At 67.9% G+C, this 12,861-nt stretch carries 10 protein-coding genes; all 10 read right to left on the reverse strand.

Annotation, left to right across the window (positions count from 1 at the left end):
- Window positions 1-2: 2 nt before the first annotated feature.
- Entirely contained in the window at window positions 3-236 is a 234-nt protein-coding gene (locus tag GWQ44_RS10890) for a DUF465 domain-containing protein (RefSeq protein WP_016965577.1), read from the reverse strand.
- Between the two features lie 134 nt (window positions 237-370).
- On the reverse strand, window positions 371-3,037 hold the full coding sequence (locus GWQ44_RS10895; RefSeq protein ID WP_275927300.1) for an excinuclease ABC subunit UvrA: 2,667 nt from the start codon (window positions 3,035-3,037) through the stop codon (window positions 371-373).
- A gap of 114 nt (window positions 3,038-3,151) precedes the next feature.
- On the reverse strand, window positions 3,152-4,870 hold the full coding sequence (locus tag GWQ44_RS10900; RefSeq protein ID WP_275927301.1) for an ATP-binding protein: 1,719 nt from the start codon (window positions 4,868-4,870) through the stop codon (window positions 3,152-3,154).
- Window positions 4,871-5,099: 229 nt separating this feature from the next.
- Complete coding sequence (locus GWQ44_RS10905; RefSeq protein WP_047305052.1) at window positions 5,100-5,759, reverse strand: DUF799 domain-containing protein; 660 nt, start codon at window positions 5,757-5,759, stop codon at window positions 5,100-5,102.
- Window positions 5,756-6,127, reverse strand: a complete 372-nt coding sequence (locus GWQ44_RS10910) for a DUF4810 domain-containing protein (protein ID WP_275927302.1) — start codon at window positions 6,125-6,127, stop codon at window positions 5,756-5,758. The genes GWQ44_RS10905 and GWQ44_RS10910 overlap by 4 nt, the downstream gene beginning before the upstream one ends.
- A gap of 28 nt (window positions 6,128-6,155) precedes the next feature.
- The gene (locus GWQ44_RS10915; protein WP_085984438.1) at window positions 6,156-6,815 is read right to left on the reverse strand and encodes a CsgG/HfaB family protein; all 660 of its coding nucleotides are present in this window, start codon (window positions 6,813-6,815) and stop codon (window positions 6,156-6,158) included.
- Window positions 6,816-7,092: 277 nt separating this feature from the next.
- Window positions 7,093-10,197 (reverse strand): error-prone DNA polymerase, encoded by a 3,105-nt coding sequence (locus tag GWQ44_RS10920; protein ID WP_275927303.1) that lies wholly within the window; start codon window positions 10,195-10,197, stop codon window positions 7,093-7,095.
- Window positions 10,194-11,609 carry a DNA polymerase Y family protein gene (locus GWQ44_RS10925; protein WP_275927304.1) on the reverse strand — a complete coding sequence of 472 codons (1,416 nt, stop codon included), beginning with the start codon at window positions 11,607-11,609 and terminating at the stop codon, window positions 10,194-10,196. The genes GWQ44_RS10920 and GWQ44_RS10925 overlap by 4 nt, the downstream gene beginning before the upstream one ends.
- Before the next feature lie 7 nt (window positions 11,610-11,616).
- Complete coding sequence (imuA, locus tag GWQ44_RS10930; protein ID WP_275927305.1) at window positions 11,617-12,234, reverse strand: translesion DNA synthesis-associated protein ImuA; 618 nt, start codon at window positions 12,232-12,234, stop codon at window positions 11,617-11,619.
- Window positions 12,234-12,851 carry a transcriptional repressor LexA gene (gene lexA / locus GWQ44_RS10935; protein ID WP_275927306.1) on the reverse strand — a complete coding sequence of 206 codons (618 nt, stop codon included), beginning with the start codon at window positions 12,849-12,851 and terminating at the stop codon, window positions 12,234-12,236. Before lexA ends, imuA begins: the two co-directional genes overlap by 1 nt.
- Window positions 12,852-12,861: the final 10 nt, after the last annotated feature.

A 12,861-nucleotide genomic window follows, 5' to 3' on the forward strand; every position in this document is an offset into this window, starting at 1 on the left:
GGTCAGGAACCAGCGGTGAGTTTCTCGGAAATCTCGTCCTTGATCAGCAGGCGCTTTTCCTTGAGTTTCTTCAGTTCGTCGTCGGCAGCAGCCGCCGCTTCGGCCTTGAGCACCTGATCGTCGATGATGTTGTATTTGTCGAACAGAGCATTCAGGTGGGGGTCACTGGCGCGACGCTTCTGAATGTCTTCCTTACTGCAGCTCAGGTCCTGGTAAAGGTCGTGGGTCACCGGCATGGAACACCTCCGTGGTTGATGGCAGCAAGGGCGTGGTGACGCCCCTGCCGTTAATCAGAATGGCCTTGGCGCCCCGGGTCTGTCGACCGCCAATCAGACCAGCGGTAACCGTTCGTCGCCAGCCCTGTCCTGGATCAATGCCCGGCCAGGGCCTGGGCCAGAAACGCCGCGGTACGGCTGTTGCGCTGCCCGGCCACATGCTCCGGGGTGCCACAGGCCACCAGGGTGCCGCCCTGGTCCCCCGCGCCCGGGCCGATGTCCATGACCCAGTCGGCCTGGGCCACCAGGCGCATGTCATGCTCGACCACCACCACGCTGTGACCCGCCTCCACCAGCTTGTCCAACTGGGCAAGCAACCGGTCCACGTCCTGCGGATGCAGGCCGGTGGTGGGTTCGTCGAGCACGTACAGGGTCGCGCCCCGGGCATTGCGCTGCAGTTCGGTGGCCAGCTTGATGCGCTGGGCCTCGCCGCCGGACAGCTCGGTGGCCGGCTGCCCCAGGCGCAGGTAGTCCAGGCCGATGTCGCGCAGCACTTGCAAGGCACGCCGGATGCCGGGCTGTTGCGCGAACACCGGCAAGGCCTGCTCGACACTCAGTTGCAGCACCTGGGCGATGTTCAGGCCCTGCCAGGTCACGGCCAGAGTCTCGGGGTGGTAACGGGCCCCATGGCAAGTGGGGCATGGGGCAAAGACGCTGGGCATGAACAGCAGCTCGACGCTGACAAAGCCTTCGCCCTCGCAGGCCGGGCAACGGCCCTTGGCCACGTTGAAGGAAAACTGCCCGGCGTCAAAGCCGCGCTCCCGGGCCTCGGGGGTGGCGGCAAACAGCTTGCGCACCTGATCGAACAACCCGGTGTAGGTCGCCAGATTGGAACGCGGGGTACGGCCGATGGGCTTCTGGTCCACCTGCACCAGGCGCTGGATCTGCTCCAGGCCGGCACTGACCCGGCCGCCGCTGCTCTGCGGTTCATCGTCTTCCAGGTCCAGCTGCGGCGCCTCCTCGCCGCCGGCCACCTTGCCCAGGTGGGCCCCCACCAGCTCCAGCAGGGCCTGACTCACCAGGCTGGACTTGCCGGAACCGGACACCCCGGTCACCGCGGTGAAGCAGCCCAGGGGGAACGCGGCGTCCAGGTCCTTGAGGTTGTTGCGGCTGACCCCCTCCAGGCGCAGCCAGCCCCGGGGCTGGCGCGGGGTGCGCCGGGCCGGGGCCTGTTCGGCGAACAGATAGGCCCGGGTCGGGGAGGCCTCGATCGCCGCCAACCCTGCCGGCGGCCCGCTGTACAGCACCTGACCGCCGCGCTCCCCGGCCGCCGGCCCCACGTCCACCAGCCAGTCGGCCCGGCGCAGGGTCTGCAGGTCATGCTCCACCACGAACAGCGAGTTGCCGGCGGCCTTGAGCCGTTGCAAGGCCTGGAACAGCGCTTCGGCATCCGCCGGGTGCAGGCCCGCCGAAGGCTCGTCCAGCACGTAGATCACCCCGAACAACTGCGAGCCCAGCTGGGTCGCCAGGCGCAGGCGCTGCAACTCGCCAGAAGACAGGCTCGGCGTGCTGCGCTCCAGGGCCAGGTAGCCCAGCCCCAGATCGGTCAGGGTACTGACCCGCTCCAGCAGGTCCTGGGCGATGCGTTGCGCGGCCAGGCGTTTCTCCGGGGACAGGTTGGGCGTGTGCCGCACATCCGGCGCGCCGCGATGCTCCGGGGCACCCTGGGCATGGCGCTGCTGGCGCGCGGCGCGGGTCTGGGCGTGGCTCAGCACCTGATCATCGGCGGCCGCCTGCTCCAGGTAAGTCGCGGCGGCCACCGGCCTGAGCACCTCGGCCAGTTGCAGCAACGGCAAACGCGCCAGCTCGCCGATATCCAGCCCGGCAAAGGTCACCGCCAGGGCCTCGCGCTTGAGGCGCTTGCCCTCGCACAGCGGGCACGGGCTGCCGCGCATGAACTGCGCCACGCGTTTTTTCATCAGCGCGCTCATGGTGTGGGTGAAGGTGTGCAGTACGTAGCGCCGGGCGCCGCTGAAGGTGCCCATGTAGCTGGGCTCCTGCTTGCGCTTGAGGGCCTCGCGGGTCTGCTCCGGGGTCAGCCCGGCGTACACCGGCACCGTAGGGGTTTCTTCGGTGAAGAGAATCCACTCGCGCTGCTTTTTCGGCAGGTCGCGCCAGGGAATGTCCACGTCATAGCCCAGGGTCACCAGGATGTCCCGCAGGTTCTGCCCCTGCCAGGCCAGGGGCCAGGCGGCCACGGCGCGCTGGCGGATGGTCAGCGACGGATCGGGGACCATGCTCGCTTCATCGACGGCATACACCCGGCCCAGACCGTGGCACTCCGGGCAGGCGCCCTGGGGGGTGTTCGGCGAAAAGTCCTCGGCGTAGAGCATCGGCTGCCCCGGCGGGTAGCTGCCGGCCCGGGAATAGAGCATGCGCACCAGGCTGGACAAGGTGGTCACGCTGCCCACCGAGGAACGCGTGCTCGGCGTGCCGCGCTGCTGTTGCAGGGCCACCGCCGGCGGCAGGCCGTCGATGCGATCGACATCCGGCACCCCGACCTGATCGATCAGGCGCCGGGCATAGGGCGCCACCGATTCGAAATAGCGCCGCTGGGCCTCGGCATACAGGGTGGAAAACGCCAGGGACGACTTGCCCGAGCCGGACACCCCGCAGAACACCACCAGGGCATCCCGGGGAATGTCCACGTCGACATTTTTCAGGTTGTGCTCGCGGGCGCCGCGCACCCGGACAAAACCGCCGCTGTGAGAAGGTGGCGTGCCCGCCAGGGCATCACGGGGAGCATGGGACGAAGAAGTCATGAAGCGGCCTGCAGTTGGACATCGAAAGGGACGCAAACCCACCTGGCGCGAGCCGCCATCGGCAGCCGGGCCGGCGGTGCCGGGGCATGCCCCGGTGCGCCGGTCTGAAGCGGCTCAGCCCCCCAGCAACGAGCGCACCATGGCGCTCAGGTCCTCGGGGGCATAAGGCTTGCTCAACAGGTGGGTATCCGGGCTGAGCTGATGATTGCGCGAGATCATGTCCCGGGTATGCCCCGAGGTGAACAGCACCGCGACCGGTGGCGCCTGGGTCCTGGCCCAGGTGGCCAGGTCGGTGCTCTTGATCTGCCCCGGCATCACCACGTCGGTGAAGATCAGGTCCACCGCAAGCCCCTGCGCCAGCAGTTGCATGGCGGCATCGCCGCTGGCCGCGGAGCACACCTGATAACCCTCGTGCCTGAGCATCTCCACCGCGGCGCTGCGCACATCGCTGTCGTCTTCCACCACCAGGATCCGCTCCTGGCCGGCGCTCGCCCGGGGCCCGGGGCCGACGGCCGGCGAGACGGGCGCAGCGATGCTGCGGGCAAAGTACATCTGCACCCTGGTGCCCTGCCCCGGGTGGCTGAGAATCTCGATATGGCCACCGCTCTGCTTGACGAAACCGAACACCATGCTCAGTCCCAGGCCAGTGCCCTGGCCGTCGGTCTTGGTGGTGAAGAACGGCTCGAAGGCCTGCTTGAGCACCTCGGCGGACATGCCGCCACCGCTGTCGGCCACCGTCAGCCGCAGGTACTGGCCGGGGCTCAGGTCCTTGCCGGCGCAGAACGTCTGATCCAGCAGCAGATTCTCGACGCTGATGCCGATGGTGCCCTCGCCGGCCATGGCATCCCGGGCGTTGATCGCCAGGTTGAGCACGGCATTTTCCAGCTGGTGGCGATCCACATGGATGCACCAGGGCTCGGCGGGCAGTTGCACCTGCAGGCGAATGGTTTCCCCCAGGGCCCGCTGCAACAGGTCAGCCAGCCCCCGATCCAGCTCCCGGGGATCGTACAGCGCCGGTGACAGCGGCTGGCGCCGGGCGAAGGCCAGCAACTGGGCCGACAGCTTGGCCCCCCGCTCCACCGCCGTCAGCGCGGCACGGGTGCGGCGCTGCACATTGCCGTTGTCCGGCTCGTGCCGGGCCAGCAGGTGCAGGTTGCCGGCGATCACCTGCAACAGGTTGTTGAAGTCATGGGCCACACCGCCGGTAAGACCGCCGATGGCTTCGAGCTTCTGCGACTGGCGCAACTGCTCTTCGGCGGCCAGACGGGCGTTGACCTCCTCCAGTACCCGCTGTTCGAGACTGCGCGCCATCTGCCGCAGGTTGTCCTCGGCGGCCTGCCGGCGCTGTTCGGAAATCACATGGGCGGTGGTTTCCACGACGATGGCGATCACCCCGGCCGGCGCCTGGTTGTCGCCGGCCACCGGGCTGTAATAGAGGTCCAGCCAGACGTTTTCCGGCTCGCCGTTGCGCAGCAGCACCAGCTCCTTGTTGCGATAGGACAAGGTGCCGCCACTGAGGCAGGTGCTCATCACCCCGCGATTGAACTCGGCCACTTCCGGCCACCCCAGCTCCACCGCACAGCCCAGCAGATAGGGATGGCGGCCGCCGGCAAACACCGCGTAGGCATCGTTGTAGATCATGTAGCCCAGAGGGCCCCAGAGCATCACCATCGGCACCGGCGAGCCGAGCATCAGCTGCACCGTGCTGCGCAGGCTGTGGCTCCAGTTGCGCAATGAACCCAGGCTGGTGACGGACCAGTCGAAGGCCCGGATGCGTTCGGCCATCTCGCCTTTCCACCCTTGGCACCCGTGATGATCTGATAAGAACGGCATGAACGGACTCTGCGAAAAACGTGATACAGCATGGATTTTCAAGAGGTTGCAGCACAGCCTCCAGAGCCTTTGAGCACAGCCGCTGCCGATGGTTTCACGGAAATGGCCGCCGCCTCGTTCAGCCGCCCCGGGGCGGACCGCAAAGCACAGGATAGGCGATGCGGTCCGGTCCGGGAGGACGCCCGCAGGCGCCCTCCGAGCACAGGCGGATTGCCCGCCCGCCAGGACCTCAGTCGGTGCCGTATTTCGGCGAGCGCGGACCGTACAGCAGACCGGTGCGTTGCCCGGCCGACAGCAGGCGCTGGCTGGTGATGCCGGCGATCGGGTGTCCGGCGTCGGTGCTGGTGTTGATGATCTGCTTTACCGCGGCGGTGATCAGCATGCCCACCAGGCCGCCGTTGTTGCCATTGTTGCCCTCCTCGCTGGAAGCCCGGGCGCTGCCGGTCCACAGGGTGGTGCCGGTCTTGAGATCGACCAGGGTGGCGCTGGCGGTGACCACCGTCTCGCTGCTGATCAGCATGTAGCTGGTGCCGTATTCCTTGACCGTGATGTACAGCCCGGCGTCGGCGCCGAAGATCTGGTTGAGCTTGGCCGGCGACAGGCCGTGGATGTCCGCCGGGTTGGTCAGGCCGTTGTGGCGGAAGGTTTCATCCACCACCGCAATCGGCATCACGTAGTAACCGGCTTCGGCCAGGGGAAAGGTCACCTGGGACAGCATGCTGTAGGTGGCCTTGACGTCCGGCGACTCATTGAGCGGCGGCAGCACCAGGATCGACTTCGGCCGGGCCTGCTTGTAGGCCGAGTAGTCCACGGTCTTGGGCGCGGCGCAGCCCACCAGCAGGCTGACGCTCAACAGGCCCAGGAGGTTGCGCAAGGTGGTGAAGTTCATTTAGCGGCTCCCTGCTTGGCGTTCTTCAACAGAAAGTCCATGTACGAGGCGGACTCGGGGAACAGCGCCTTCTCGGTATTGAACTGCTGCACCATCTGGTCATCCTTGCCCAGGCCCGCATAGAGCATGCCCAGGTGCGCGTGGTAACCCGGCGGCACCGCCTTGCCGGTGGACTTGATCTTCTGCAGGTCGCGCTCCAGCGCCTCGACCTGGGCCTCGCGGGCTTCCTCGCCCTTGAAGTATTCGTAGGTCTGGGCCTGGTAGGTTTCCCACTGGTACAGCGTCTTCGGCCCGCTGCAACCGGCCAGCAACGCGCAGCCCAGCAAAGCGCCGGCCAGCAGTGGCCGCGCGGTGATTGTCTTGAACATGCTTACTTCTCCCTGTCAGCAGTGTTGATCAGCGGCCGGGTTTCCAGGCCCCGGTGTCGATGGCTTCGACCATGCGGTTGACCGCCTCGCGCATGGCCAGGTCCAGGACCTTGCCGTTGAGGGTCGAATCGTAGGAAGCGGTGCCGCCAAAGCCGATCACTTCACGGTTGGACAGCGCGTACTCGCCGGCGCCCTGGGTCGAATAGACCACTTCGGAGGTGCTGATATTGACGATGTTCAGCGCCACCTTGGCGTAGGCCACCTGGGTCTTGCCACGGCCGAGAATGCCGAATAGCTGATGGTCGCCGGTTTCCTTGCGGCCGAACTCGGTGACGTCGCCGGTGACCACGAAATCCGCGCCCTTGAGCTTCTGCGCCTGGCCCTTGAGCGCCGCTTCCTGCTGGATCTCGCCCATGTTGTCGCGGTCCAGCACGTTGAAACGGTTGGTCTGCTGCAGGTGGGTGATGAGGATGGTCTTGGCCTGGCCGCCGAGGCGGTCGACGCCGTCGGAGAAGATCCCGCGCATGTAGCTGGACCGGTTATCGAACTTGCCCACCGCCATCGGCACCCGGGCCCCGCTCCACGCCTGACTGGCGCTCTGGACCTTTTCCACCGGCAAGGCGCGGGAGCTTTCGGTGGCACAACCGCTCATGCCCGCCAGCACGGCCAGTGCTGCAGCGGACAACATCAACGTCGAGATCACTCTCACTCTAGGTTCCTTTTTGAGTATCCATTCGGGTGCACTGTCTAGATGCACTTTCGCCCTGCCGTAAGTCTCTGGCCCCAGTCTGTGCGGGCTCGAAAAGCATCGGCGGGACGTTCTGAAACTTGATGCAGGGGGCATCATCGGCGGCGATTATGCCAAAGCGCCATCATGCCGAAAAGGAATAAAAAACCTTGGCGCCAGCGCATTGACTGCTTGATTCCCCGGCCCGCCCGAGCACGTCGGGCAAGTGCCTGATCCCTCAGCGAAAATCCCGGCTGCGCACGCTGATGCCATCCAGCAACGGGCTCAGATCCGTCAGGCGCCCGGCAATCAGGTGGCGCACTTCGCCTTCGGCTTCCAGGGTGCCGTCGACCTTGAGCAACTGCGACCCCACCAGCACCCGGCGCTGGCGTTCGGCCAGGTCGCGCCAGACCACCACATTGACGTTGCCGAACTCGTCTTCCAGGGTGACGAAGGTCACCCCGCTGGCAGTGCCCGGGCGCTGGCGGCCGGTGACCAGCCCGGCCACGCTCACCGAACGCCCGTGCTCCACCGCCAGCAGCTCGCGGGAACTGCGGCAGCGCCGGGCCTTGAGCTGCGCCCGCAGCAGCGCCAGGGGATGGGGCCCCAGGGTGGTGCCGAGGCTGTGGTAATCGGCCTGCAGGTCTTCGCCGACGCTGGGCCGGGGCAGGTTCACCGGGGCCTCTTGCTGGCGTGGCAGATCGGCGAACAGCCCCAGTTGCTTCTCCACCCCGGCCACTTCCCAGCGCGCCCGGTAACGATCTCCGGCCAGCGCCCGCAGAGCGCCGGCATCCGCCAGCAGCTCCTGGGCGCGGACATCCAGGCGGGCGCGCTCGCCCAGGTCGGCGATATCGACAAAGGCCCGTTGCCGGCGGGCACGCTCGATGCGCCGGGCATCGTCCTCGCGAAAGCCCTTGATCATGCGCAGCCCCAGGCGCAGGGCCGGCTGCCCGGGCAGGCCATTTTCAGCGCGTGCAGGCTGGGCAGGAATCGGCTCCAGGCTGCAGTCCCAGTCACTGGCACTCACATCCACCGGCAAAATCTGCAAACCGTGGCGCCGGGCATCCTGGAGGATCTGGTCCGGGCTGTAGAACCCCATGGGCCAGCTGTTGATCAGGGCGCAGGCGAAGGCCGCCGGCTCGTGGCACTTGAGCCAGCAACTGGCATAGGTCAGCAAGGCAAAGCTGGCGGCATGGGATTCGGGAAAGCCGTAGCTGCCAAAGCCCTTGATCTGCTCGAAGATCTGCGCCGCGAACTCGTCGCTGTAATCGTTCTTGCGCATGCCCTGGCGCAGCCGTTCGCGGTGCGGTTCCAGGCCGCCGTGGCGCTTCCAGGCGGCCATGGAACGGCGCAACTGATCGGCCTCGCCCGGGGTGTAGTCGGCGGCGACAATCGCGATCTGCATCACCTGCTCCTGGAACAAGGGCACCCCCAGGGTGCGCTTGAGCACCGCTTCCAACTTCGGCGACGGATAGGTCTCCGGCTCTTCACGGTTACGCCGGCGCAGGTAGGGATGGACCATGCCGCCCTGGATCGGCCCGGGGCGGACGATGGCCACCTCGATCACCAGGTCGTAGAAGTTCTGCGGCTTGAGCCGGGGCAGCATCGACATCTGCGCCCGGGACTCGATCTGGAACACGCCGATGGTGTCGGCGCGGCCGATCATTTCGTAGGTGGCGGGATCTTCGGGCGGAATGCTGGCGAGGCTGTAGCGCTGGCCGCGGTAACCGTGGATCAGGTCGAAGCAACGGCGGATGGCGCTGAGCATGCCCAGGGCGAGGATGTCCACCTTGAGCAGGCCGACCATGTCCAGGTCGTCCTTGTCCCACTGGATCACCGTGCGCTCGGCCATGCTCGCGTTCTCCACCGGCACCAGGTGGTCCAGGGGCTGCTCGGAAATCACGAAGCCGCCGGGGTGCTGGGACAGGTGCCGGGGAAAGCCGATCAACTGCCCGGTCAGGCTCAGGACCCGGCGCAGCACCGGGCTCTCGGGGTCGAAGCCGGCCTCCTGCAGGCGCTCGACGCTGGGCGGCGTATCGCTCCAACGACCGCAGCAGTCGGCCAGGGCATTGACCTGATCCGGCGGCAGGCCCAGGGCCTTGGCCACATCGCGCACCGCCCCGGCGCCGTGGTAGGTGCTGACCACCGCGGTCAGCGCCGCCCGGTGCCGGCCGTAACGCTGGAACACATACTGCAGCACCTCTTCGCGGCGCTCGTGCTCGAAGTCGACGTCGATGTCCGGCGGCTCGTTGCGTTCGCGCGACAAAAAGCGCTCGAACAGCAGGGTCGAGCGGTCCGGGTCGATCTCGGTGATGCCGAGGGCAAAACACACCACCGAGTTGGCCGCCGAACCCCGGCCCTGGCAGAGGATGTGCTGGCGCCGGGCAAAATCGACGATGTCGTGCACGGTGAGGAAGTAACTCTCGTAGCCCAGCTCGCAGATCAACGTCAGCTCATGCTCGATCTGTTGCAGCACCTCGGCCCGGGCCCCATTCGGCCAACGCCGCAGAATGCCGCGCTGGGTCAGCACCCGCAGCCAGGACCCGGCGTCATGGCCCTCGGGCACCAGCTCCCGGGGGTATTGGTAGCGCAGTTGGCCGAGGTCGAAAGCGCAGCGCCCGGCGATGGCCAGCGACTCGTCGAGCAGGGCTGGCGGGTACAGGCCTTGCAGCACCGCGATCGGCCGCAGGTGACGCTCGCCATTGGCGAACAGGCGCTGCCCGGCCTCGGCCACCGGCAGGTGATGGCGGATCGCGGTCATGGTGTCCTGCAGCGCCCGGCGCCCGCGCACATGCATGTGCACATCGCCACAGGCCACGGCCGGCAGCCCCAGTTGCCGGGCCAGGGCCTGTTGCTGTTGCAGGCGCCGGGCATCGTCCTGGCCGCAATGCAGCTCCAGCGCCAGCCACAGGCGCTCGGGGAATATCTGGCGCAGCCAGTGGCCGTGCTCCGCCGCCGGGCCATCGTCCGCCAGCCACAGGGCCAGCAGCCCCGGCAAGGGTTCGGCGAAGTCCTCGCGCAGCAGGCGATAGCTGCCCTTCTCGGCCCGGCGCCGGGCCCGGGTGATCAACCGGCACAGGCCCTGGTAACCCGCCAGGTCTTCCACCAACAGCACCAGGCGCGGGCCGTCCTCGACCTGCATTTCACTGCCGACGATCAACTTCAGGCCGCTGTCGCGAGAGGCCTGCCAGGCACGGACGATGCCCGCCAGGGTGCATTCGTCGGTGATCGCCAGGGCCTGGTAGCCCAGGGCAGCAGCGCGCTGGAACAATTCGGCGGCACTGGAGGCGCCGCGCTGGAAACTGAAGTTGGACAGGCAGTGCAGCTCGGCGTAGGCGCTCATGCGAACCAGCCTTGCAGGAGCAAGGGCCCGGGCTCGCCGACCTGACGATAGGCCCAGCCCTGCTGGCCGGCCGCAGTTTCGATCAGGTAGTAGTCGCGGCGCACATCGGCGCCGTCCCACCAGCCGGACTCGATGCGCTCCGGGCCCATGAGAACCCGCACGCTGCCTTCGTTCAGGGCCTGGGGTTCAGTGAACAACCAGCCGGGACGACGCAAGCCGGGGTTGGCCGGGCACGGTTGCGAATCGCTCTGCGCCTGCCAACTGCGTTCCGGTCGGTGATCGGCGCGATGCCCCAGGCCCTGCACGGCGTCATCCCCCAGGCGTGCCCGCAGGCGTTCGCGCAACTGTTCCCAGGGCAGGTTCTGCTGCGGGCGCTCGTCGAACAGTTCCGTGTGCCGGGGCACGAACAGCGGCAGGTCCTCGGCCACCAGCCGCAGGTTGCGCACCGGCGCCGGCACCTGGATCTGCTCCAGGCGCCCGCGGGCCAGTTCAAACAGCATCGCCGGGTCGCGCTCGGCGCTGAGCAGCCCCACCGGGATCAGGGTGTCGGCGCCTTCGGCATGTTCCAGGTGTAGGGCGAAACGCTGCACCCCGCTGTCGCGGCCACAGAGAAAGGCCGCCAGGTCGGCGGTCAGGCGGTGCAGGGGAAACAGCAGCGCCTGATGGGACAGCACATCGAAATTCAGCTCGATGCGCAGGTCGAAACGATCCGGCGGCTGGTAAAAGGCCAGCCCCAGCGGACGCTCGCCGAGCAAGGTGTCCAGGTGCTTGAGCAAGCGGCCGTCAAAGCGCCGGGCCAGACTGGACCGGGGCAGCTCGCGCAGTTGCTCGAAGCTGCGCACCCCCATGCGCGACAGGGCCGTGGCCTGCTCCGGGGCCAGCCCCAGGCGCTCGATGGGCATGGCCCCCAGGGCCTGGACCAGGGCCGCGCAATCGGCCACCGCCAAGCCGTCATAGGCATTGGCCAGGACCCGGGCCGCCGCCGGATTGGGCGCGGCGACGATGCGGTGGCGAAAGCCCAGGGCCTGCAACTCCCGGCGCAGGCGCGCTTCCAACTGCGGCCAGGGGCCGAACAGGCCCAGGCTGGATTCGATCTCCAGCACCAGGGTACGGGGGTAGGCGACGCTGACCTGGGAGCTGAAACCGTAGGCCCAGGCGGCAAGAAACTGCTGCCAGTGCTCGATCTGCCGGGGGTCGTATTCGGCGCTGGCAAAGGCCTTGGTCAGGGCCTGGGCGGCGGTCAGCGATTGCCCCGGGCGCAGGCCCAGCTCGCGGGCCGCGCCGTTCACCGCCTGGATCACCCGGCGCTGCGGGCTGCCACTGAGCAGCGCCAGCGGCGCCTCGGGTTCGGCGCGCTGACGCAGCACGGCGTCCAGCGCCAATTGCGGGAACAGAATGCACACCCAACGCATGCCAACCTCAGTGCCCGGCGGGCCAGGCAATAGGCGCCGGATGGGCCAGTCCGCCCCGGCACTTGAGCACCCGCAACTGCACGGGGCGCCCCTGCACGCTGATCCTCAGGGCCGCCGGCGACGGGTTGTGCGCGGCGTCCAGGGGCCGGTAGGCGAAGGCCAGGGTCTGGCCGCTTTCCGCCGCCACCTGCAGGCGCCGCAAGGCGCGGTCGTCGACCTGCCGCGGCCAGCACAGCACCGCGCCGCAACTGCCGGAACGCAGGCACTGCTCGGCGGCCCACAGGGCATCGCGCTCCCCGGCCTGGATGATCGACAACTGGCGCACATCCACCCCGGCGTTCTGCCAGGCCTGGGGATAGGGCACGAACGGTGGCGCCACCAGCACGATGCGCTCCCCCGCTGCGCTCAAGCGCGCCAGGCTCGGCCACAGCAACTGCAGCTCGCCCAGGCCCTGGGCGGCGATGAGGATTTCCGTCAGCGCCGCCTCCGGCCAGCCGCCGGTGGGCAGCACCGCATCCAGGGCGGCATGCCCCGTCGGCTGCAAGCTGGCCGGCGCGGCCGCCGGGCGGCCTTTCCATACCCGTCCGCCATTGAACAGGGCATCCAGTGCGACCACGGCGCCCATCAGCCTGGCCTCACCAGACCGCAGAACACGCCTTCGATAAACAGCTCGTGGTCGGCCGTGACCTCGATCGGCTGATAGGCCGGGTTGCGCGGCAACAGGCGAATGCCCTGCCCCTTGCGCTCGAAACGCTTGATGGTCACTTCGCCGTCCAGGCGGGCGATCACCGTCTGGCCGTTGCGCACCTCGCTGCTGCGGCGCACCGCCACCAGATCGCCGTCGAGGATGCCGTCATCGATCATCGAATCGCCCTGGACCCGCAGCAGGTAATCCGGAGTACGGGAGAACATCCCCGGGTCCAGCCACAACTGGCCGTGTATGTCGGCATCGACGCCAATCGGCGCACCGGCGGCCACCCGCCCCAGCACCGGGATCTCCAGCAGCTCCGGGCGCCGCGGCTGATTGAGCAGGCGAATGCCTCGGGCCTGATGCGGGTTGACCTCGATGAACCCGGCCTCGGTCAACGCCAGCACATGCTTGCGCGCCACGCTGCGCGAGGCGAAACCAAAAGCCTCGCTGATTTCAGCGAGGCTCGGGGGCTGGCCGTGATCGGCGATGCGTTCGCGGATAAAGGTCAGGATGGCACTGCGGCGGGGGGATAAAGTCGTCATGGAGTACATTTGTACTCCT

The organism is Pseudomonas sp. 3MA1 (genome assembly GCF_029237275.1).
Taxonomy (GTDB): Bacteria; Pseudomonadota; Gammaproteobacteria; order Pseudomonadales; family Pseudomonadaceae; genus Aquipseudomonas; species Aquipseudomonas fluorescens_AP.